Annotated in this window: 27 protein-coding genes and 4 pseudogenes; 2 read left to right on the forward strand and 29 right to left on the reverse strand. The window is 38.9% G+C overall.

The genetic code is table 11. The annotated features are described in order from the left end of the window. Nucleotides 1–13: 13 nt before the first annotated feature. The 8 genes from I7804_RS19200 to I7804_RS18730 all read right to left on the reverse strand — a co-directional run bounded on the left by I7804_RS19200 (nucleotide 14) and on the right by I7804_RS18730 (nucleotide 4,062). Nucleotides 14–328 (reverse strand): hypothetical protein, encoded by a 315-nt coding sequence (locus tag I7804_RS19200; RefSeq protein WP_331477896.1) that lies wholly within the window; start codon nucleotides 326–328, stop codon nucleotides 14–16. Further along, nucleotides 315–1,262, reverse strand: a complete 948-nt coding sequence (locus I7804_RS18700; protein ID WP_248406095.1) for an L-lactate dehydrogenase — start codon at nucleotides 1,260–1,262, stop codon at nucleotides 315–317. The genes I7804_RS19200 and I7804_RS18700 overlap by 14 nt, the downstream gene beginning before the upstream one ends. An 81-nt stretch (nucleotides 1,263–1,343) precedes the next feature. Continuing rightward, nucleotides 1,344–2,114, reverse strand: coding sequence for an ATP-binding protein (locus I7804_RS18705; protein WP_248406096.1), 771 nt, complete (start codon nucleotides 2,112–2,114; stop codon nucleotides 1,344–1,346). Nucleotides 2,115–2,294: 180 nt separating this feature from the next. Continuing rightward, nucleotides 2,295–2,492: a hypothetical protein gene (locus I7804_RS18710; protein WP_248406097.1), complete on the reverse strand. Its 198-nt coding sequence runs from the start codon at nucleotides 2,490–2,492 to the stop codon at nucleotides 2,295–2,297. Further along, on the reverse strand, nucleotides 2,489–2,674 hold the full coding sequence (locus I7804_RS18715; RefSeq protein ID WP_248406098.1) for a hypothetical protein: 186 nt from the start codon (nucleotides 2,672–2,674) through the stop codon (nucleotides 2,489–2,491). Before I7804_RS18715 ends, I7804_RS18710 begins: the two co-directional genes overlap by 4 nt. Nucleotides 2,675–2,779: 105 nt before the next feature. Then, a complete protein-coding gene (locus I7804_RS18720) occupies nucleotides 2,780–3,016 on the reverse strand; it encodes an L-2-amino-thiazoline-4-carboxylic acid hydrolase (RefSeq protein ID WP_248406099.1) in 237 nt (78 codons plus the stop codon). Next, nucleotides 3,017–3,247, reverse strand: coding sequence for a hypothetical protein (locus I7804_RS18725; RefSeq protein ID WP_248406100.1), 231 nt, complete (start codon nucleotides 3,245–3,247; stop codon nucleotides 3,017–3,019). It abuts the gene before it with no gap. Nucleotides 3,248–3,375: 128 nt separating this feature from the next. Beyond that, entirely contained in the window at nucleotides 3,376–4,062 is a 687-nt protein-coding gene (locus tag I7804_RS18730; RefSeq protein WP_248406101.1) for an alpha/beta hydrolase, read from the reverse strand. Nucleotides 4,063–4,182: 120 nt separating this feature from the next. Here I7804_RS18730 and I7804_RS18735 point away from each other — a divergent pair, with 120 nt between their 5' ends. After that, nucleotides 4,183–4,671, forward strand: a complete 489-nt coding sequence (locus I7804_RS18735) for a TetR/AcrR family transcriptional regulator (protein ID WP_022759583.1) — start codon at nucleotides 4,183–4,185, stop codon at nucleotides 4,669–4,671. A 55-nt stretch (nucleotides 4,672–4,726) separates the two neighbouring features. On the opposite strand, the gene I7804_RS18740 is transcribed toward I7804_RS18735, so the two are convergent. The 16 genes and pseudogenes from I7804_RS18740 to I7804_RS18805 form a co-directional block, all read right to left on the reverse strand. Beyond that, a complete protein-coding gene (locus I7804_RS18740) occupies nucleotides 4,727–6,277 on the reverse strand; it encodes a TipC family immunity protein (RefSeq protein WP_248406102.1) in 1,551 nt (516 codons plus the stop codon). Between the two features lie 107 nt (nucleotides 6,278–6,384). Continuing rightward, nucleotides 6,385–6,507: a hypothetical protein gene (locus I7804_RS19030; RefSeq protein WP_282570537.1), complete on the reverse strand. Its 123-nt coding sequence runs from the start codon at nucleotides 6,505–6,507 to the stop codon at nucleotides 6,385–6,387. Nucleotides 6,508–6,637: 130 nt separating this feature from the next. After that, nucleotides 6,638–6,937: a TraX family protein gene (locus I7804_RS19335; protein ID WP_278247036.1), complete on the reverse strand. Its 300-nt coding sequence runs from the start codon at nucleotides 6,935–6,937 to the stop codon at nucleotides 6,638–6,640. Between the two features lie 198 nt (nucleotides 6,938–7,135). Continuing rightward, entirely contained in the window at nucleotides 7,136–7,525 is a 390-nt protein-coding gene (locus I7804_RS18750; RefSeq protein WP_248406103.1) for a hypothetical protein, read from the reverse strand. A gap of 95 nt (nucleotides 7,526–7,620) precedes the next feature. Continuing rightward, the gene (locus I7804_RS18755) at nucleotides 7,621–8,148 is read right to left on the reverse strand and encodes a methyltransferase domain-containing protein (RefSeq protein ID WP_331477897.1); all 528 of its coding nucleotides are present in this window, start codon (nucleotides 8,146–8,148) and stop codon (nucleotides 7,621–7,623) included. Next, entirely contained in the window at nucleotides 8,138–8,380 is a 243-nt protein-coding gene (locus tag I7804_RS19460; RefSeq protein WP_331477898.1) for a hypothetical protein, read from the reverse strand. The genes I7804_RS18755 and I7804_RS19460 overlap by 11 nt, the downstream gene beginning before the upstream one ends. Nucleotides 8,381–8,416: 36 nt before the next feature. Next, nucleotides 8,417–8,740, reverse strand: a pseudogene (locus I7804_RS19340) (flavodoxin family protein); the annotation flags it as partial. A gap of 123 nt (nucleotides 8,741–8,863) precedes the next feature. Next, a complete protein-coding gene (locus I7804_RS18765) occupies nucleotides 8,864–9,610 on the reverse strand; it encodes an N-acetyltransferase (protein WP_248406230.1) in 747 nt (248 codons plus the stop codon). A gap of 121 nt (nucleotides 9,611–9,731) precedes the next feature. After that, entirely contained in the window at nucleotides 9,732–10,655 is a 924-nt protein-coding gene (locus tag I7804_RS18770) for a radical SAM mobile pair protein B (protein WP_248406104.1), read from the reverse strand. Continuing rightward, on the reverse strand, nucleotides 10,631–11,329 hold the full coding sequence (locus I7804_RS18775) for a radical SAM mobile pair protein A (RefSeq protein ID WP_022762011.1): 699 nt from the start codon (nucleotides 11,327–11,329) through the stop codon (nucleotides 10,631–10,633). Before I7804_RS18775 ends, I7804_RS18770 begins: the two co-directional genes overlap by 25 nt. Next, nucleotides 11,326–11,763 (reverse strand): radical SAM mobile pair system MarR family transcriptional regulator, encoded by a 438-nt coding sequence (locus I7804_RS18780; protein ID WP_013282512.1) that lies wholly within the window; start codon nucleotides 11,761–11,763, stop codon nucleotides 11,326–11,328. Before I7804_RS18780 ends, I7804_RS18775 begins: the two co-directional genes overlap by 4 nt. A 141-nt stretch (nucleotides 11,764–11,904) precedes the next feature. Beyond that, the gene (locus tag I7804_RS18785) at nucleotides 11,905–13,113 is read right to left on the reverse strand and encodes a condensation domain-containing protein (RefSeq protein ID WP_248406105.1); all 1,209 of its coding nucleotides are present in this window, start codon (nucleotides 13,111–13,113) and stop codon (nucleotides 11,905–11,907) included. Nucleotides 13,114–13,152: 39 nt separating this feature from the next. Further along, the gene (locus I7804_RS18790; protein ID WP_248406106.1) at nucleotides 13,153–14,343 is read right to left on the reverse strand and encodes a winged helix-turn-helix domain-containing protein; all 1,191 of its coding nucleotides are present in this window, start codon (nucleotides 14,341–14,343) and stop codon (nucleotides 13,153–13,155) included. Between the two features lie 190 nt (nucleotides 14,344–14,533). Then, nucleotides 14,534–14,800: pseudogene (locus I7804_RS19345) on the reverse strand (hypothetical protein); the annotation flags it as partial. A gap of 86 nt (nucleotides 14,801–14,886) precedes the next feature. Beyond that, nucleotides 14,887–15,048, reverse strand: a complete 162-nt coding sequence (locus I7804_RS18800) for a hypothetical protein (protein WP_248406107.1) — start codon at nucleotides 15,046–15,048, stop codon at nucleotides 14,887–14,889. A gap of 601 nt (nucleotides 15,049–15,649) precedes the next feature. After that, nucleotides 15,650–16,441, reverse strand: coding sequence for an HAD-IIB family hydrolase (locus I7804_RS18805; protein ID WP_248406108.1), 792 nt, complete (start codon nucleotides 16,439–16,441; stop codon nucleotides 15,650–15,652). Between the two features lie 232 nt (nucleotides 16,442–16,673). Between I7804_RS18805 and I7804_RS18810 the strand changes: the two genes are divergently transcribed. Further along, nucleotides 16,674–17,477 carry a DeoR/GlpR family DNA-binding transcription regulator gene (locus I7804_RS18810; protein ID WP_248406109.1) on the forward strand — a complete coding sequence of 268 codons (804 nt, stop codon included), beginning with the start codon at nucleotides 16,674–16,676 and terminating at the stop codon, nucleotides 17,475–17,477. A gap of 120 nt (nucleotides 17,478–17,597) precedes the next feature. Here the strand turns inward: I7804_RS18810 and I7804_RS19350 are convergent. The 5 genes and pseudogenes from I7804_RS19350 to I7804_RS18835 all read right to left on the reverse strand — a co-directional run bounded on the left by I7804_RS19350 (nucleotide 17,598) and on the right by I7804_RS18835 (nucleotide 22,462). Continuing rightward, nucleotides 17,598–18,585 (reverse strand): annotated as a pseudogene (locus I7804_RS19350) (guanosine polyphosphate pyrophosphohydrolase). 111 nt (nucleotides 18,586–18,696) lie between these two features. Next, a pseudogene (locus I7804_RS18820) lies at nucleotides 18,697–20,598 on the reverse strand (NAD(+) synthase). Nucleotides 20,599–20,770: 172 nt separating this feature from the next. Beyond that, nucleotides 20,771–21,271, reverse strand: coding sequence for an ABC transporter permease subunit (locus I7804_RS18825; protein WP_248406110.1), 501 nt, complete (start codon nucleotides 21,269–21,271; stop codon nucleotides 20,771–20,773). Beyond that, nucleotides 21,249–21,596 (reverse strand): hypothetical protein, encoded by a 348-nt coding sequence (locus I7804_RS18830; RefSeq protein WP_248406111.1) that lies wholly within the window; start codon nucleotides 21,594–21,596, stop codon nucleotides 21,249–21,251. The genes I7804_RS18825 and I7804_RS18830 overlap by 23 nt, the downstream gene beginning before the upstream one ends. Then, on the reverse strand, nucleotides 21,593–22,462 hold the full coding sequence (locus tag I7804_RS18835; RefSeq protein WP_248406112.1) for a carbohydrate ABC transporter permease: 870 nt from the start codon (nucleotides 22,460–22,462) through the stop codon (nucleotides 21,593–21,595). The genes I7804_RS18830 and I7804_RS18835 overlap by 4 nt, the downstream gene beginning before the upstream one ends. Nucleotides 22,463–22,501: the final 39 nt, after the last annotated feature.

Genomic DNA, 22,501 nt, shown 5'->3' on the forward strand with positions numbered 1-22,501 from the left:
TTCTGTATAACGCTTATGATCTCATCTTTGGACTCGGCGCATCCCCCTCGTACCCACTCAGTGACAACTCCGATCCTTCCAAAAAGCCGTACTTCCTCGCGAAATCATTCAGAGGACATCTTGTAAAATAATAATAGCTACCGTCTTTATGTTTCGAATTATCAAAATTAAAATCCCAGGTTTTATCCCTATACTGCGGATGTGCATCTGCCCAATCCTGCAGGTATCTCTTCCACTGAGCACTCATATGTATAATCCCTGTTGAACCATATCTGGCCGTAATATCCAAAAGATGTTCCGAGTAGGGCATATACTCAAAGCGATTCATTAATTACTGCTTTCAGAGTTTCAGATGACTTCAGTAATGCCTCTTTTTCCTGCTCACTAAGTCTGATCGGCACAGAACCTTCAACTCCACCTCTTCCGATAATTACAGGCATGCTGAGCGCCACTCCATCAATACCGTTTTCACCATGCTGCATGCTCGATATAGGCAGAACTGATTTTTCATCACGTATTATAGCCTCACAGATACGTCTTACACTCATGGCAATTCCATAATAGGTCGCGCCTTTTTTCTCAATGATCTCATAGGCACTGTTCTTAACATTTTCAGCAATCTCTTTCATGGCTTTTTCATGTTCGAAGTGACCTCTCATCTCACAGAAATCATGAATTGGAATCCCCGAGACATTTGCACTGCTCCATGCTGCAATCTCACTGTCCCCATGCTCACCTATGATAAACGCATGCACTGAACGGCTGTCCACACTCAGGTGTTCGCCAAGAAGATATTTGAATCTTGCTGTATCAAGGACCGTTCCTGAGCCAAACACCCTGTTCTCAGGGAAACCGCTGAACTTGACTGCGGCATACGTAAGAATATCAACAGGATTCGCCACGATAAGAAGTATTCCTTCTTTGTTATACTTTGCAATCTCAGGAATAATAGACTTAAAGATACCTACATTCTTTTTAACGAGATCAAGCCTGGTCTCCCCCGGTTTCTGTCCCGCACCTGCCGTAACAACTACAACAGCAGCATCGCCTGCATCTTTATAATCACCGGCATATATCTGCATTGGCTTTGCAAAAGGAAGTCCATGGCTGATATCAAGAGCTTCCCCCTCAGCCTTCTCTTTATTTACATCTATCAGCACCATCTCGGAAAAAAGCCCGCTTTCCATAAGGGCAAATGCTGATGCTGAACCAACAAATCCACAACCTACTACTGCTACTTTTCTTTCGTTTAATGTTGCCATAGTGTGCCTCCTTATCTTTCACTATATTAAGTATAAGCTCTCTTCCCTGAGGCTTTCGCAAAAAAATGTTTATTGGGAAATTTAATCAATTACCTCACCGTTACGTGAGATAGTTACAACCTGCCAGGGAAGGAACTTTCCACTGTTCTTTATTGCATTCTCTGCGGCTCTCTGCAGGCCTCCGCAGCATGGAACTTCCATCCTTACTATGGTCACGCCGGCGATATCATTATTTGATATAATTTCCGTCAGTTTTTCTGTGTAATCTCCCTCATCCAGTTTTGGGCATCCTATCATTGTAACCTTACCCTTCATAAACTCTTCGTGCATGTTTGCATAGGCGTATGCTGTGCAGTCAGCTGCTATGAGGAGCTTGGCCCCGTTATAAAAATCCGCCTGTGTTGGAAGTAGTTTTATCTGGCAAGGCCACTGCATCAGTCTTGAGGGATGTGAGCTCATTCTTGAAATCATGTCCTGACTGGGATCATTGTCTTCCTGATTGCTTCTCTTAAGCGTCATAAATTTTGACCCTGGGCATCCATGTCCAGCAGCATGTTGTTCCATTTCATTCATCATCTTGTTCTCGCACTGATGCATATCTTTTACCATTCCTTTCTTTTCCTGCGCTTCCTTTACTGCTGCTTCATCATAAGCAGGCGCTTCCCTTTCTTCAAAAGAAATCGCTCCCATAGGGCATCCCGGCAAACAGTCCCCAAATCCATCACAGAAGTTCTCTCTTACCAGTTTTGCTTTTCCATTCACAATATCAATAGCCCCTTCGTGGCATGCACTGGCACAAATACCACAGCCATTGCACTTTTCTTCGTCGATCTTTATTATCTTTCTTACCATCTTTAAACCTCTCTGTTCTTTGCTTTATCCTTGTTCTGATGGTGTCAGTATAATATACTATCCTCAACAAGTATGTTGTTTAAACCACATTTTGGAGAAATTATTTAAAAAAATCGGGTAACCACGCCAGAAACGCAGCTACCCGCCATCTCAAAAATCTTTATCAATATATACTTCTCTTCAGAGTATCCGTCCGGTATATGATTTTGCCGGATTATCTTTTCTCTCAAGCGGTTCCCTGATTGGTTCTCCTGCCTCAGAATATCCCAATATCAGGCCTCCGGTTATCGTTTCATCTTCCCTAAGACCATACTTATACATGAAGTTCCGCACAGCCTCATTTTCATCGAGCCAGTGGAGCTGGTTGATCTTTCTCATACTCCTACCGGCCACTCAGAGCCAACATCTAAATCATTCTCCGTAAGCCAGTCATCTTCAACTGTCACAAACTTCTCATTTCCAGCATTATCCACAAGAGTAACTGATACCTTAGGTTTCTGTCCTGGCTGTAATTCCTCGCAGCCATAATCTCCATCAAATATCCGCTTTATCTTCCACATAAGCCTCAGTCCAAATCCTCCACATCAATCATCTTTATTGAAGTTTCACTAACCATCTGCGCAAATACTCTTTTACCATCTGTAATTTTCCTATGTCTATAGGCCTTATAGCGACTTAGTAAGTCTATAGTCGCAGCAATCGTCACCTTCCGCTACTGATTTTGTCCTCTTATAATTAACTCCTCTAAAGCCGTTCATGTATTCTTTATCCATACAGCAGATCATCTGGACAGCTTCCGGAGTACCAAGTTCTAAAGCCTTATCATAAAGAGGGCAGCTTACTACATCCATAAAGCACTTTTCTTTAGTAATTTCAAGATTTTTTATAAAAGCGTTAATCATTTATTTTGTCTTATTATCAATAAAGGCAATCACTCGATCAAAAGCTTCTTTGGCAGTCGAATCCACTCGTTCAGCTGCAACGAAGCAGTGCTGCTTTTCTTCACCTTTTTCTGCTAAAGGATCTATCAAAACATTTTCTACAGCAACTGCATCTAACTGATCATGCATCACATTCATATCGTGACGATACTCACTTCCAAGCATAATAGCTGGAGGATAATCTGCTGTCATATATGGGATGCAGTCATATCGTTCCAACTCACTTTTGCTCAAGAAAATTGATCCTTTGACATAATTTCCAACCAGGATTTTGCACGCAAGTGAAAAATCTTCGTATATGAGAGGAGCATCATCTACAACTATTGCGCTAATCTGCTCTTTTTCAGAACAGGCTCTATTCCAAGGAGTTTTGCATATTCAGGATTGCTTACCGCAGTTCCTATCTGAGAAACCATGATTGCTCCTGCAGATGATCCCATCAGAACAATTTTATCTGTATTCAAATGATACTCTTCACCATGCTCCATGATATATGCAAATGCCTGATTTGCCTGAATCAGAGGATCCGGAAAATGTCCTTCGGGAACCAACACATAATCCACATTTACTATGTTATACCCCTTTGCACAAAGATCATCGATAAGATAAGTCGCTTCACTGGCTGCAAGCGGATCACCCATGTTCTTGCTCCCTGCAAAAAAGCCTCCACCATGAAAGTAAAACAATGTTGGTCTGTCCGCTTCAAAATCATCATCCGGATAAGTTATATCTAAAAAGCTGTTAGGGTAATCGCTTCCATAATTGATCTCACTGATAAGATACTGCCCATTTTCCTTTTCCCCATTGACCGGATCATACAAGGGTTCATAAGAATTGAGAGGTTTGCCATTAACCATAGCTCCCTTCTGGATAATATCAATGACTATCTGTGTATGTGTGGCAAGATAAAAGGCTCCTCCTACGATACTAAATGCAAAAACTGCAAAAACTATCAGCAATATATTTAGCCCTTTATGCTTCTTTTTTGCCTTCTTCAAATCGTCCATTTATATCACCTCTTTGACTTTTGAAAACAAACATGTTACTTTATGGGTACAATTGTACCTCATGTTTTCATTCGGTCAATATCCCAATAAAAAAAGGTACAAAGGAGGACTATTTGTACCATGAAAGAATCAACCAAATATGTTATGGATAAAATCACCTTTTCCCTCATTGAGCTAATGAGGAAAACACCTCTAGGCAATATATCCATTTGTGCCATCATAGAAAATGCAGAGGTAAGCCGTAACTCATTTTACCGCCATTTTCAGGATAAAGATGATATACTCCGATATTACATTTCTTCAGAAACAGAACAGTGGCTGGAACAAACAGGTATAAATTATCTGAATGTTCCATCTCCACAGGAGTATATCGTTTTTCTTTTGAAGCATCTTTACGAATATCGGGATATCATCGATCTTCTTATCCGTGATAATAAGATGAACCTTCTGGAAGAAGAATTTGACAGGCGTTTTAATGCCATTCTATCCAGCATTACTGATCCATGGCATATAGCCTTTACTATTGGCGGCTTCTATAAGCTCTTTTGCTACTGGGCAAAAACCGGATATGAAAAGACACCTGAAGAAATTGCAGCCTATATTAAGTAATCTTTGTTCACATGTGACAAAGCTGCTGTATAGCGCTTAGCAAAGTATAACCAATTCATGCACCCATTCCATCATTTATATATGCACTGTCAACACCTGTAATCTCCGTATCCCTATCGCATCTGATTCCATATATTTCTGTGAATTGTGATAAATCCATCTGTTTAATCTGTGTTCCTTTAATATCCAGATAGCCAAGTTCAGTGTTATTAGTTAAATCGATGTCCTTTATACCTGCACAATTGCTACATGACAGATGTCTAAGCTTACTATTTTGTGAAAAGTCTGTATCACTTATATCTGTATCTGAAATATCAAGATACATGAGATTTTTATTATTACTGACATCAATCTCGTTTATCCGGCTCCCTGCGCAAATAAACGTTTCCAGATTTGGCAAATCAGATAATTCTACCCTTGTTATGGCTGATTTACTGCAATCCAGGTATTCAATAGATTTATTTGATGAAAGATTGATTGCGCTTATTTCTGTGTTCTGAAATACGAGTTCGGTTAATTTCTTATTCTCTGACAGATTCAGTCCTGTTATTTTGGTCTCGGAACACTTTAACTTCTGCAAATTGACGTTATGTGACAAATCAAGTTTTTCTATCGCTGTATCGTTGCAATAGAGTTTTTCAAGCAACTCATTTTTTGACAGATCAATGTCTTTGACCGACGAACCACAACAATCAAGATACTTTAATTCAGTAAGGTATTCTATCCCCGCAAGACTCGCCATATTTCTACATCCCTGGTCACAATTAATGTATAGTCTTTCAGCAAGGCCGATCTCATCACCTGACAATATGTTATTTTTATCCATATCGAATTTTTCTTTCAGATAATTTCTGAAACACTCGTCAGGAAAGTATTCTTCATTAAGCGGAATACTTTTATGATTTTCAGAATCCGCTTTTTCTGACAGATGATTATCTATCAGATCATCATCTGTCACCTTATAATCACCATAATTATCAATACTATAAGTAGTCTTATCATTATAAATAACCCAGTCCTTCAGTATCTTATCATAGATAAACCAATGCTTTTTCTTTTTGAGATCTTCTTCGGATATTCCATTGCTTTTAAACCAGTCCATTATCTCTGCTTCACTGTAGTCAATATCATTGCCATCTTCACCGTATAACACCTTACCATTTTCAATCTTATACAGATGTATTTTGTCGAATGAGAGTGTGGAATCTGCCAGATCATATCTGAAGTACATGTAATACCTGCCATTATCATATTCTTCACATAATTCAAATGATATATACCTTGGTTTTTGGTAATAATATATGACTATATCCTGATTTGGATCCAACTCATCATCTCTGTATTCGGAGGTGATTAATCCATATTCATGTAAATTGCGGTATTCTCTTTCAGGATCTTCATATTTAAATTGAGGCAACTTATCATATACAGTCTCCTCTGCTTTAAAAGTAGCAAATACAGGTTCTATTTTATGCTGTCTTTCATAGTACATTTCATCGAATATATTGCTTTTTGTTTTCTGTGCAGGCATGAACAATTTTGCTGCAAAAATAAAACATACCACTATTACTGCGGTTACAATTATGTGTATAGTCTTCCTTTGCATATCTTTCGCCTTCCTTATCCTTCAGTTTTTTCTATATGTTCATGACCTGTAAGACTTATACTTCAACATCATTAAATGAAATAAACAATAACCTCCTCATGCGTAACTTATTTTTCCCTAATGATATTGTTACAGCCTGTTATGAATTCCTGCAGATCATCATAATACTCTTTGCTGTTTGCGCCATCTGAAGTGTCATAATCCTTAAGTGTAAAGTATTTTGCATACATATCAGCTATGTTTATCGCACTAATACTGTGTTCAACGCTTAATATTGTATCACACATGCTCCACATATAAAAAAATAGAGGGGCTGTCGCTTAGATAAGTTCCTAGAGGTACTGTAAGTTGATAAGGCATTTAGAAGATTGTTGATATGTTGCCATGCAACAAAATCCGGACAATTCCTATAACAAACAAGTGTACCGGATAGTAGAAATAAAACAGCCACTTCATGCCCTTCCACTCACCACGCTTTCCGTTATATTTTGCCAAAATCGGAATCGTGAGGAAAGTAAACATCTGAAGTATTCCATAAGGCTTATCCAAAAACAGAAAATATACCGAGGCATAGATTGCTGACCATAACACAATATCTCGTGCCTGTGCCTTAAAGTTTCCTCTATGAAGATACAGATAAAAAGGACACATCGCAGCTATGCTTGACCAATCTGATTAGAATTTAATCCCGTTTTTTAGTCTCCATTTTTTAACCTCATGTCGCGAGCAAAGCGAGTGACTAATGGTTCAAATTGATGGAGCTCGCGTCATCAATTTGGGTTTGAAAATGGAACATTTTCAAACTTCAGTCCTTCCAATTCGTTGGTACTATTTTTGCACCATTCAAGAAGCATAGTTTCAAAGGATTTCCAAATATTGCATCTTTACGACATTTTCATTAAAAAATATAAATGCCTTGTGTGATAAATCTGCTATAGGATTATAATGGAAAATCATAATAAAACATATACCCAAGGCAATGGTATAACTAACCAATATAGGCCATATCTTATACGTTAATTTTATTTTTTTATTCAATAAATCTATAATCAACGGAATAATCATTATGATTGCAAAAATAGCGCTAACTATATTATTTATTAACCTTCCCGCTTCTGTATAACATACTGCGTTCATAGTACCATCGCCAAAATCTACCGAAAGTGAAGGTTCCTGAAGATTAAATCCATAAAAAAAAGATATAAATATAAAACCATAAATAATAAATAATAATAATTTCTTTCTCATCATGTCCTCTGGCAATTTGAAGTTATCAAGCTTTTCGCTTATAGAAGAGCCCTACAAATATCGATTAAAACTTCCTTTATACTAACAGCCCCAGACTACCTACCAACTTTCTTAATGGCACGCATAGCTAAAAATGTAGGTATGCTAAGTTCATGAAGACGCCCTTCTCCGTTGGTATCTTCATACAGATCAAGAAGAGTAAATCCTGCTTCAAGCTGCCCACCAATCTGTTCTTCAAGAGAATGTGAAAACTGCATTCCGCAATCAACTTCTTCTAACTGTTTTCTTTGCTCTTCATTGGTCAGTGGGTCAAAAGGAAGGCTGTTCACAATCTCTTTTTCCTCATCATCGACTATGTAGTTAATGTAGTGATCAACTCCAGAAAGTAGTATTCCTCCTGCCTTTAAGACTCTGAAGCACTCTTTCCAAATTGGTTTTACCTCTTTAACATAACAATTAGATACAGGATGGAAAATCAGATCGAACTCCCCATCCTCAAAAGGCAATCTCTTAGTCATATCGCCTCTGATAATCCGAATGTTATAGCCTTCGCGCTGCGCCACAATTCTTTCACTTTCTATCTGCTTCTCTGAATAGTCCAATACTGTGCATTCAGCACCCAACGCTGCAAAAAATAGGCATCTGCTGACCTCCGCCGCTTGCAAGTCCAAGTATTTTCTTGCCCTTTAGTTTTCCAAACCAATCGTGTGGCACAAATTTAGTTGGTGTAAGCTTAACGTCCCATTTTCCATTTATAGCATTTACATATTCTTCATGGCTAAGCGGTATTCCCCATTCCCAGCCTTCTTCAATCCATCTATCGATGGTTTCTGCATTTATATCCTGATAATTCATATATACCTCTTTCTACCTGATATTCATTTGTAAGTTTTACTGTAATAGAACCTTCTTACAAAACTCAATTATTTCTTGTTTCCTGGGTTCTACATTCTCTTTATACTCAATTGATGTTAGGCCAAGATGACCTGCGCACTCAATATGCAAATGACCATAGAAATGCTCAATGCTCTGAATAATCCTGTCGCACTCATGCATGCCTTGTTCTGTTCTAAGAGCAACTGAGTATCCCTTTTTGCCTTCTTTGATTGAAGCATGCGGTTCATGTGTATCGCACCAAGGCGTGCATCTGTCGATAAATGCCTTGTACTGTCCTGGAATATCAGCCCAGTAGGAGGGTGATACAGATACGATGACATCTGCATTTCTTTGATGATACTATATTGAAGCGCAAGAAAAAAGAGGTTCTCACGAATTACTATCGTAAAAACCTCTCTGCGACTCTTTTTCTGACATGAATCACGCATCAACTATGTATTATTACTTCCCAATCAGCTTAAGGAATTTCTTATCATTCATCTGCTCGTTGGTCACGTACTCGCCATCACAGAAGAAAGAATATGTTGTGATAGGAGTAGGTGCGTTCTGAGCTTCATCTCTGCTCTGGATCTTAATTGCTTTGAATGGAATGCTGTTCTTCTTGGCGGTTTCTTCCAAGACAGGAACATACTTAGCATTGAATGGACACTGGTTTGTGTAATAAAGCACATAGCCTTTTTCATCTATGTGTGGATGCTTGGCACATTCCTTAAAAGCTGGCTTGCCAGCCTTCTTATCAAATGGCAGGTACCAAAGCTGAATACCATTATCAGCTTCATCGCATACTTCAAAGCCTTTATATTTCAAGAACTTAGGATCCGCAAGGAATGGCTTTTTCTTGGCTGAAGAAAGAATGCAAAGACCTTTCCTACCCTTTTCCTTACTGTCAGCAATACAGGCATCCAGAAGCTCTGTGGAATAGCCATGTCCTTTAAAAGAGCCAGAAACCCACAGGCAATCTATGTACATATAACCATCAGCCTCAATAGGGACCCATGCACTCTCAGCAGGAATGTACTCAATAAAGCACTTGCCACGCTCTGCGCTCTTAAAAAAAACAAGTCCTTCGTCAAATCTGTCTGCAAGCCAGGCTTTCTTTGATGAAACCTGAACATCTTTATTATTGGATATAGCGCAGCAAATGTGCTCTTCCTCTAAATTGTCCTTGGTAACTCTAATATATTCCATGATTAACCTCATGTCGCGAGTGAAACGAGTGACTAATGGTTCAAATTGATGGAGCTCGCGTCATCAATTTGAGTTTGAAAGTGGAACACTTTCAAACTTATTCCTCCAATTTATTCTTCCATCAAGGATTATGTATTACATTTCTCTTTCCACTATTGGCAGTTCCTCTTACTTCTTCGTGGTAAAAGTAATCTACGATTGTTGGATGTCCTTTCTCTACTCTCTCATACGGAGTTTCATTATCAACAAACCTGCAATCATACTTTTTAGCCAGCTCTTCTGCTTTCTTTTCCAGCGCTTCAAAATAGCTGCGGTTCTTTTTGTTATAAATTTCGTCATACAGCGGCACCAGATCCGGATGTTTATCGGAAATGTATTTCATGATATCTGCCTTAAAACCTCCGCGAAGATTCAGATTCTCAAGCCATACAAGGTCACACTGATCTTTTGTCCTGTCTATGATTGCTTCTATATCCGTAATCCCTGGGAACACGGGTGAAATGAAGCAAATTGTACGAATGCCTGCCGCATATACCTCTTTCATTGCAGCAAGCCTTCTTTCTATGCTTACTGCCGCATCCATATCATCTTTAAACTCTTCATCGAGAGTATTGATTGACCATGATACTGTAAGTCTGCTATTTTCATTGATCTCTTTTAGCAGATTCAGATCTCTTAGTACAAGGTCTGACTTTGTGCAGATAAGTATGTCCGCACCACTGTCCTTTAGTTCTTCCAGAAGTCTTCTTGTATTTTTATATGTTTCCTCTAGCGGATTATAACCATCCGTAACTGTTCCAATGATCACCTTCTGGCCGGCATACTTCTTTGGATTCTTTATTTCAGGCCAGTCTTTCACATCCATGAAAGTTCCCCATTCCTCCGTATGCCCTGTAAAGCGTTTCATAAAAGATGCGTAGCAGTATTTACAGGCATGGGGACACCCCACATAGGGATTCACCGAATATCCTCCAATAGGAGTATTCGATTTTGTCATTACACTTTTTGTTTCTATATGATTTACTTTGATTTCTGGTTGTTCCATATCCTCTGTTCCTCCAGCACTTTGTTAAAAGCATCCGGCATTTCCTGTATCATTTCTTCTCCCATAATCGGAACAAGATCTTCTTTCCAGAATACAGGAATGTTCAGTTCATGAGCCTGTTCTGTCAATGAATAAGCCCACCCGGGATCTGTTTTAACAGTCCTGCTCTTTGCACCTGTCATGGTTCCCACCACAATCCAGTCAATGCCTGTAAGATCAACCTTACCCGGATCATCGAACAAAGGCTCAAAGGTAACATGATATTTTTTTGCCTTTACATTGCTCCGCAGTGCATCAATACGCCATAACTCAGACTTTCTCGTAACTGTAACGCCAAACCATGCATTATCAAGATCTGTTTCAAAAGACAGAAGATCCGGTCGTTTGGTAAGAAAAAGAAACTGGTGCTGAGGATTCTCTGCTATCTTTTTAAAGACTTCCTCTCTCCATTCCTCATGCCAGCCCGAGAGATCGCTCATGCCGGTCAGCAGAAAATTCTGCGGCTTTTTCTTTTCCATCATACGAAGCTTTCCTTGAAAAAACTGTGGTTTTTCAAAATCATCTATGATGTGATAACGCCTCGTATTGTTTCTGGCATAGCAGTACGGACATCCAACAGTGCACCCTATAACAAGATTCATGTTCTGAATCTGATCTTTAATACAGATACTCATTTGTCACTCCATTCCTCAAGGTTTACCCTGATGCGGTTAAGATACTCTTCAAACTGAAGAATCTCTTTATCCGTAAAATCACGATAATAAATATTCCCCATCTCATTGGATACGGAGTCATAAGCTTCTTTAAGTTCTTTGGCTTTATCTGTGAGGAACAGAAGAGTTTTTCTCTTATCAGCTTCATCCGTTTTGCGGCTTATCAGTCCGTTTTTTTCCATCCGCTCAAGCATGGTCGTAAGTGAAGTAATTGCAAGTCCGCTTTTCTCGGAAATAATTTTAATAGGAACACCATCTTCCTGCCATAAGACATAAAGAATCCTTCCCTGAGCTCCGTTAAATGCATCAATGTTTTTTTCTGCCAGTATCCTTTCAAATATACGATCACCCAGCTGTTTTATTTTTGTAACAAGAAATCCACCATTTGTCTTCATAATTAAATACTCCTATATCGTAGTTTTATACTACGATATAGGAGTATTTTTGTCAAGCACACATATCATAACTTCGGAGATAACTTACTACTGTTATCCTGGAATATAATAAAAGTTGAGAAAACTAATACTATTTCAATTTTACACTGAATGTATCGAGCATATCCTCATCTTCTTGTTAATCGTCAGAACGCCCCACGCCTTCCGGTTTGCAGGAGATGCAGGCGGAATGAATACAGCCTCGCTTATAACGCTACTCTCTACCCTGCCAAGGTTTGTTATACAATGACCGTCACGCTTTTCATAGCCAAACATCTTGCTACCGACAAATCTACCGGCCTTGCTTTCAAAACTCCCAAGAGTCGATATTGCTATGGCATCAAGAAGTTCCGGATCCATATTGAAATAACACGAGAGAACAAGCATTTCCTTATCAGGCTTACTCATGATGCTCCTGACTTCATGATCTACAGCCTTGGCAAGTTCCATGATCTCAGATCTTTTCTTCTTAACCACCACTCCGAAGGCAGTAGCATAGTTTCCAAGAGCACCTTTCTTATAGTTTTTGATTTCATTCCTTATGTCAGAAGCTATGACCACCTTATCCGTACCCTCATTTATCATCATCTTAGCAACAAGATAGTCATTGAGTGATACCCCATTTTTCCTGCATAGATCAAGGAGAGAATCAAGTTCTTCTTCGTCAATCTTCTTTATTTCGCGCTTTATATCCTGTTTTGAATCATGATCACGTTCAAACCTAAGATACTCTTCGTAGCTGACCGTATGCCCTTCACCGCGCCACTTCTTATTGGCATACTTTATAAGCACCTTGCTGATAAACCCAAGGTCGCTGCCGCTCGGAAGGTCATCAAAACTTTCCATAAGCTTCTCATCAACTGGGTGCGGCTTAACATCGTTCACATAAAGATCTGCAAACTCCTGCATCAGCTGAAGAAGTCCTCTTCCGTCACAAAGAAGATGATGAGTTATAAAAAGGACTCTCGTTCCGCTCTCTGAAGGATAAGCAAAGACCTTAAGTAGTGCTTTCTTTTGAACGTTCCACCCGGCAGAAGATACCGCCTCATAATCAGTCTGCCAGTCATCGTTTGCTTTTTTGATTGTTACCGGGATTTCAAGTTGCGATTGTTCCTCATAATATATTCTGGCGCTTCCCTGCTCCTCGGCTATCAGACTTCTCATAAGCGGATGAGCTGATTTTAGAACACCAATGCTCTCGATGATCCTGTTCGCATCAAACTCTGCCCCAATCTCCGCCACGATGCCAAAGTGCATATTGGGGCACATGTAGTGCGCCCTTTCCGTATATAAATACTTCTTCTCAGCCAATATCGTCCCCTTTTATGCAGATAGATTATTAAGTTCTCCTTACTCTCCCAGTATACAATCATTGAACTTCGCAAAATTCTTTAGTGTACGCTCCAACGCAGCACTAAGCTTTTTCGTCTGACGGATTCCGTCTTCCCACCATAGTCCTTTGACTCTCAAAATTCCCTCTTTGCGATCCGGTATGGCTTCAATACGCCCTACGAACTTATCTCCGTAGAGGATAGGCAATGTGTAATAGCCATATTTCCTTTTCACAGCCGGAGTATATATTTCCCAGGAATACTGAAAATCCCACAAAGCCTTTATAAGCGCTTTGTCCCACATTAGCGGATCAAGCGGAGCTATGAAAGACATTCGGGGCTTAAGATCAGCATCTCCTTGAAGCACCTGCTTCATCAGCTCTTCATCTTCTACGCGGTAATAAAATAGCGGCTTAAAGCCTTCCACAATTACCGGAACTATTTCCCCCTCAGTTGTCAGCCTATCAAGTATCCCTTTACGCTTCTCAGCATTTATGTTTATTCCAAGAAGTGCTGTACTGTTTTTATCCCACAAAAGACCTACCGCACCGATTCTGCGAAGAACACGCCACGTGATAAAATCGTCTTCATTTTTGCATGGATTATCTGCATTCAGAATTTCCTCAGATATATGACTTTTAGCCAAATCATAGTACTTTCGGCTGCCCTTTTTGTGATGTATAACAAGCTCACCGTCTGTATATAACTGCTCCAGTACAGATCTGGCAGCCTGGGACTTTTTATGCCAATTACCACTCCAGTGCATCGAGGAATGCCAGAATATCTCTCCTTCAATAGGCAGAGTATCGCTGGACACAGGACCGTTCTCTTTTATGTAGGAAATAGCCTGTTCCTCTAGTTCAGCCAGGCCTTCAAAGGTATCTCCCAGCTCATTACTACGATCCCTGTAAGAAGAAAAATACGGCCAGTCTTCCGTAGGCCATATGGATAACTCTTTGTCCGCATAGTCCACAAGTTTGCGGTCTTTATACAAAAGATCCTGCAACATAGATTTCTTAAATCCTTTGACTCTGGACTGCAAGGTCAGCTCTGCATTTTTCCCGCAAACATCCACAGGATCATACTGTATGCAGCCTGCCTGACGCACATACTCATATGCTCCATCTTTTCCTATAAACCGATATGTTCCTATCAGTCCCTGTTTTAAAAGGATAAATTGTCTTGCTTGTTCATTAGTAATTGTTTTCATCTATATTCTTTCCCGATATTTGAATCAATAAAGACCATTCGTTCCGAATCAAATTCCAGGTCCGTTCCAACCGGCAAATCATATATAGCTAAAACTGCAGGCTCTATTTAAACAAGCCTGTCAAAATCTACCTACTCCAACGATCCAATCCTCTATATACTTCGCCGATTATTCTGAAATATATTCCGGTTTACTGTTCCAACACTTTAAGATCAGATCTCTCATATTTGTTTTGACCTTTGAGGCTCTTCTTATACTTCCAGCATCTTATAGCATCATCCAGCGAAGCACCTTTGTTATCTGCAAAGAAATCCCTGATATAGGTATTATACTCGAACTGCTTTCCAATAACGGTCTGCCCCTGCTTTGCCGTTCTCTTGATTTCATAATAAGCATCAATGGCATTACCATATGTTTTCCCAGCATTCGCTTTGAGCCATTTTTGAAATGTTACATTGAAAGAAAATGACCCCTATTTTGCTCAGAAAAGGTTTCATACCCTTATATCTTAATAGTTGAAACAAATAAAGAAAAGCCTTGTCATCAAGGCCTTTCTATTATAAAATCCATCTTTACGTGATACCTGTACAGTTCATTACCTGGGTGCGGACCGTCAAATTGAAGGATGCGCTTGGTTTCAACATGATAATAGCCTATTCCTGATCCTCTTCCGCCCTCGAACTTTTCGCAGCCACATTGCTTCATAAGTGCCGATATTTGGTCTTCGAATACTTTTCATGTGCTGTCAAGACCATTTATCTGCTTGTTTGTGTAGATATTTGGTCTTTTGCATGATATAAAGATATTACATAGTATATCCTGATAAGGAGATTTATGCGAAGTTAAATGTACTGATTCTGCATATGTTGTGTCTGCAGATTATGAGAAAGAACTTATTAACAAAAAGTCAGTATTTAAAGATATGACAAATACAAAAACGCGATAAAAATCACCCTTATTTCAGCAAAAGGGACTTCCGGAACAGCGCATATGGGACATATATCAGAAGTGCTTACGCTTGATGATCTCTTCTTGCCGCTATGAGTATATTAAACAGCATAGAAGAAGATAAATATACTAAGCAGCATAGAAAAGGAAAGGAGCGGCAACTCCTGTCCTTTTCGCTAATCTCAGAAAACAAGTCAGAAGATGAACTGATATCCGGCCTAAGGAACAACCAATATCAATTTATTATCCTTTCCCATCCATGCAAAGACTTTGGGGATGCCGGCCCGTCCAAGTGGGAAGTTTTAGTACTTTTAATTTTATATTCATTACGCTCCGCTCGGATAACGCTGAAAATTTTTTAACAAGTAACAGGTGTGTAGAGGCCTAATTTCTCACAGGCATTATATATTCCATTTTTATCTACATCATCTGTTACATAGTCAGCCAGTTCTTTTAATTCAGGTATTGCATTGCCCATTGCTACTTTGGTCCAATCATCTTTAAACATTGAAATATCATTTCCTGAATCGCCAAATACTACTGCATCTTTGTAATCTGCACCAAAATAATCCATTACCTTTTTTATTCCAACAGATTTATATGAAGGTTCAACAAACAAGTAATTTTCATGAAATCTATACCAAGGAAGATTTTTCAAAGATTTAAGTGTTTTCTCTTCTTCTATACTGCATGCCACATATGCCTTATAAATATTCTCATAATCCTCGGGATCAAGCCCTTCTACAATTCTTTGTTTCATGTAAATATCATGTGCGACTTTCTGAAAGCGGTCATCCGGAACAGTTCTTGTAGCAGAATTATCTATCTGTATTCCCCAAGGAAATCCCTTTTCCTGGCATTCTCTAATTAGTGCCACTATCTCCTTTTTAGGAAGAGGTTTAATACCAATAAGAGAGTTGTTGATTGTTACACCGTAGCCACCATCACTAACCATATTTTCAAAGCCAAGGTCTTTCATTGTATCTATTGCAAGAGCTTGTGCTCTTCCAGTAGCAATACATAGAAAGTGTCCTGCTTTTTTTAGCTTATCTATCGCCAATTTAGCTGAATCCGGTATATAGAAATTTTCATAGCCGCCTGCAGCAAGGGTTCCGTCGATATCAAAAAACAAGTATTTTTTCTTACTCATAAAATATTCCTTTCAATAATCAATTGAAGTATATAGATAATACCACGCAAATAAACACAGTATAATGTTTTTTGATGTTTATTTTTGGCGTTTATATGGTATATTATTGTTAGATTAAACATTTATCAGAAATGTGGGTTAAGTTTGAAAATGTTTTATTTTATTTTCAAACCCAAATTGAAAACGAAAGTTTCATAAATTTGAACCATTAGTCACTCGTTTTTCTCACGACATGAGGTTATCTATGAATAACAAAAATGAACTTACAGGCATAACACGAAGAGCCCAGATCTATGAATTATTAAAAGAAACATTAACAGTAAATGTCAAAGAATTAGCTGCCAGATATGGAGTGTCCGATATGACTATAAGAAGAGACCTTCATATCATGGAAGACCAGGGAATACTAATCTCGCATTATGGGGGAGCTACACTCCGCCACCCTTCTTCCTCGGTATATGATTTCGATATTCGAAAAGAAAAGTTCTACTCTGCCAAGGTTGCTATTGCTCGCCGTGCTTGTGAACATATAAAAGAAAATGATGTGATCTACCTGGATCAAAGTACAACAGTTCTACTCATGACTCGTTTTCTTCCGGCATTACATCATACAGTAGTGACAAGTTCTCTATCTGTAATGCATGAATGCGCCCACAATCCATATGTGAATCTGTACATTGCTCCAGGTAAATATAATGAAACCACCGGCGGTGCTATGGATATTGATACCATGACATACTTATCAACATTTCATTTTAATACAGCATTTTTGGGAACAGGATTCATAGATACCAAATATGGAGTTACAAGTACAGAAATGGACAGCTCTATCAAGCAGCTCATCATGAAGAATTCTGAGAATAACATCCTTTTAGTCGACCATTCCAAATTTGGAAAACATGTTATGAAAAAATTTGGGAATATCAGAGATTTTAATACTATTATTACTGATTCGGGCATTTCTGCAAACGATGAGAAAAAAATTTTAAGTGAAAATGTCACACTTAATATATGTGATATAAAAAGTGGAATTTAACTTCCACTTTTACATCTCTATCACACTTTACATAAAAAATCATCCAGTCAGGATCAATTGTAGAAAAATATTTTTCTCATTTTCAAAAATAGTCGTTTACTATGAGCCACCATGGCACGATCAATACTTGACATCATTTTGAAAACGAGACAAGTGTTCGAAAGGAAGAATAAGCCGCCCTCTATAAAGGCCGCAGCCATCGTTGATAAGACTATTATTCACTGCGCTGAACATATTTACATCTACCTTTGACAGATCCAACTGTTGCAAAAGCATCCCTCTTTCATATGCCTCATCAAAATATATATTTTCTCCAAGCGGTATTGCATTCCTGCGGCTTCGCTCTTTTTCCTGCCGCTTCTCATATCCAAGATGGTTTGCAGGGCCTATCTCTGCATTATCATCCATCTTTTTTGTTCTTAACTGCACCTCCACGAAGCTTCTTGATTCATTATCATATAAGGTAATATGAAGCGACTGATATCCATAGGCCCGGGATTTTCAATATAATCCTTAAAGTATGGTCTTACTGATTCACTAAGTCTTCCTGATTCAAGCTTTGCTCCCCTGTTGAGATCTCAACGCTAAATCCCCGCCTTTCAAGAAAATCCGGAAGCATATCAGATATCTCATAAAGATACTTTATCTCTGCTTCTTCTCTTTCATTTTTATCTGCAACATGACATCTTGGCATAGACACGACAATTCTATACGCTATCAGATCCCTGAAATGATCTATACTGTTTTTTATCTCAGATGGACCTGGGTAACTTTTGCTATCTTTGTATTTTTCATAAACTATTTTCAAAATATAAGCATTAAACTTTTCTTCTGCACGAATAAGTGACTTGATCCTTCCCTTAAAAGTAAATGCCAGAAACGGATATTCATCTGTCATGTACTTATACAATTCCCTGATACGCTGCGACTGTGATGTAAGAAAGTCATTATGTATGAGGAGTTCTTCCATTCTCAGAAGAAAGTTACTATGAAAAAGATCTACCGTATTCCCTGTTTCGATAGATGATTCTTTTAGTGCTTCCGAGTACTTTTGTATTATTCTAAGAACTGTATCCCCACTATAAAGATAATCATTCAAAGTTACCATATCCACCTCCGCAAAAAAAACAGGCAAAGACGCTCAACAAAAGCGCCTTTGCCTTCATAGATAATAATAACATATTATTTTGACTTTTATCTTATACTATAAGTATTATTGCTAAATTTGTTCAAGCCATGTATTTACACACGCGTCAGACGGCATTCTTAAATCGCCTCTTGGAGATACTGCAACAGATCCAACTTTCGGGCCATCCGGAAGACAGCTGCGCTTAAACTGCTGCGAGAAGAATCTCTTATAAAAAGTCTTCTCCCATTTAAGGATAACATCTTCTGTGTACACATCAGCAAAAGCCAGTTTTGCAAGCCTGTATATCTTGGAAGGACTTTGGGATAGTCTTAGCATATGATAAAGGAAAAAAGTCATGAAGCTCATATGGACCTACCAGATCCTCAGTTTTCTGCATGATCTTATCACCGTCCGGAGGCAACAATTCAGGTGATACAGGTGTATCTAAAATATCATATAGCGTCTTTTTAAGATCTAAGTTATCTGACGTATCAGCATAGTACTTCACAAGATAGCGCACCAAAGTCTTTGGAATAGAACAGTTCACCGCATACATCGACATGTGATCGCCGTTATAAGTTGCCCATCCAAGTGCTAGTTCTGATAGATCACCGGTTCCTATCACTATTCCATTTTCCTTATTGGCAATATCCATAAGTATCTGGGTTCTTTCTCTTGCCTGGCTGTTCTCATAAGTAACATCATGAACATTTTCATCCTGACCTATATCATCAAAATGCTGTCTTACCGCCTTACTGATATTCACGTCTTTAAATGAAGCTCCGATCTGCCTGATGAGCATTACTGCATTATCATATGTTCTGTCTGTAGTTCCAAAACCAGGCATAGTCACAGCAATTATACCGATGCGTTCAAGATCAAGATAATCAAAAGCCTTTGCTGTTACTAAAAGAGCCAGTGTAGAATCAAGACCGCCTGATATACCGATAACTACCTTCTTACAGCCTATATGCTCTATCCTTTTCCTAAGTCCCATCGCCTGTATAGTAAGGATCTCGTTACATCTGTATTCCCGTTCCTGTTCTATGGAAGGCACAAATGGGTTTGGATCTATATATCTTGATAGCCTGGTCTCTTCAATATTTAGCGTGAATTCGATCTTGGTATATTGACTGCTGCAATCAGGTTCAAATGTTGTCATCCGTCTTCTTTCAGATTCGATATACTCAAGGTCAATATCTGATATGGTCATGTTCTTTATAAATCGCTCAGACTCCGCTAAAATAGTCCCGTTTTCGGCTATCAGATTGTGGCCTGAAAAAACAACATCCTGAGTGGATTCTCCCGGGCCTGCAGATGCATACAGATAAGCGCATACAAGCCTTGCAGACTGAGCACTTACAAGGCTCCTTCTATATCTTCCCTTACCTATTATCTCATTGGAAGCTGACAGGTTGACTATTACTGTAGCACCGGCTTTACAGTGCTTTATACTCGGGCTTTCCGGAACCCACAAATCTTCACAAAGCTCGGATGAGACCCTAAGAGATGGCATCTGCCTGCACTCAAATATAATATCTGTGCATGCTCTTACTTCCATCTCGCCTATCCTTATCATGGTATTTAAGTCTCTTCCTGAGTGAAAGTGTCTTGTCTCATAGAACTCGTTATAACCCGGCAGATAGGTCTTTGGTACAATTCAAGGATCTGTCCATTACATATAGCTGCAGCTACGTTGTATAGCTTTCCTTCTATAACAAGCGGTAATCCTACAAAGATAAGAGCGTCAGCGCCCTGACTGTGCTTTACTATTTTTTGAAGTCCTTCCAATGCTCTTTGCAATAACTGATTTTGGAAAAAAAGATCCTGGCAGCTGTATCCTGTTATGCAAAGCTCCGGGAATACCAGTAGCTTAACCTTTTTTGCCAGAGCTTCATCTATGCAATTACATATTTCTTTAGTATTAAACTCCACATCTGCAACTCTTACCATAGGAGTAATAGTAGCAACTTTCAAATAACCGTCCTGCATTATTTGTTCCTCATTTCTTTTTCTTTTCAAAATACAAAAAAAGCAAAGTGCGCAAACTATCTGTAAGCGCCTTTGCTTTAGCTATATGATATCACACTTTTATGAATATTGTTTTTAAATGTAATTGGAGTTTAAAGTCCCGATTCCTCACAGGCATTAAAATGGAACCACCTTACTGTTTGACTGCTCCGTCGGACACTCCGGCCACCAAAAATCTTGATAGTGCAAAGTACAGGATCACGATAGGTACTGCGATGAATATGGCACCTGCCGCAAATCTTGAAAACTCCGTTTCGCCAAGATGTGTAAGTCCTACAGCTACAGTCCACAAGTCCCTGTTCTTAAGGAGCATGTTAGGAAGTATGAAATCGCTCCAAGGCCATGCAAAAGAAGTAAGCGCTGTATATACAAGGATTGGTTTGGACAAAGGCAGCGTTACCTTAAAGAATATAGTCGGATTGGAAGCTCCATCTATTGTTGCAGCTTCATATATTGATGTACTGATCGTATCAAAATATCCTTTTTGGACCAGATATCCCATAGGTGCACCTGCTGAGTAGATCAGTATAAGGCTCCACAGATTATTGATCATATTGAAATTGATCATGATAAGGTATACTGCTGTCATCCCCATAAAGCTTGGGAACATGCTAAGTACCAGAGTTGTCTTCATAAGAGGCTTTCTCATTTTGAATTTGAATCTGCTCATGGTATAAGCAGTAAGTATCACAAGCACTGTAGAAAGTATGCATGAGCAGGCAGAAACAAAAGAGTATTCCTAAGCCATGCCGGATAATCATACATTGCAGTATCATTAAAAAGCTTATAATAGGTTCCTGTACTAAAGCTCTTTGGAAAAATCCATCATAATCGTATATTGACCCTGTTGCAGAAAAGGATGCCATTACAAGCCAAAGTACGGGGAAAAAGAATATGAAGGAAACGAGTATGAGAATGATGTATGTAATAACCACTTCAGATATTCTTTCTTTTCTCATCTGAATGTATCCTCCTTCTTAAATGCTGATGAATTAACATAAGTTGACAGCGATATCACTGATGTGATCACGAATATGATAAGGCTCACCGCAGCTCCTATTCCATAGTAATTATTATCAATTGAAAGATTATACAGCCAGTTGATAAGAAGATCTGTATCGCTGGCAAGGAAATAATCGTCAAGATAAAGGCCACCTCTAAGGAAATAGAACACACCGAAGTTATTAAAGTTGCCTACAAATCCTGTTATAAGCGTAGGAGTTGTTGAGAAGACAACAAATGGAAGTGTCAGTTTTGTGAACTGTTTCCATCTTCCTGCTCCGTCAAGGCTTGCTGCTTCATACAGTTCATTGTTCATATTAGAAAGGATTCCTGTTGCAAGCAGCATCGATGTGGGTACAGATATCCATGCATTTACAAGAAGGCCTATAAGCCTTGCCTTATTGCCGGCATCGATATCAAGAAAGCCAATGCTGCTCCCGCCAAGAGCCTTAATATAATAGTTGATAGGGCCGCCATAAGAGAACATGAATTTAAAACCAAGAAGGGTTATAAATCCGGGAACTGCATAAGCGATAATTGGAAATGCCCGCCAGAAGGTCTTTCCTTTGACACATCTCTTATTAAGAAGCAGCGCAAGAAACAAACCGCAAAAATAATTGATGACTGTAGCACAGACTGCCCAGACTATATTCCAGCTAAGAATCCTAAAAAATGTCTCTTTGATGCCGGACATAGCGAAAATCTGCTTGAAATTATCAAATCCTACCCAGTCGATAAGCTTTGGCGGTACAATATTGCCGCCGTAGTTGGTAAAGGCTATGAGGATCATAAAGACAATTGGAAGAACATTGAATATAAGCACACCGACTACAGGAGCAAAAGAGCTACAACATAGAATTTT

Origin of the sequence: Butyrivibrio fibrisolvens (assembly GCF_023206215.1) — a bacterium.
Taxonomy (GTDB): Bacteria; Bacillota; Clostridia; order Lachnospirales; family Lachnospiraceae; genus Butyrivibrio; species Butyrivibrio fibrisolvens_C.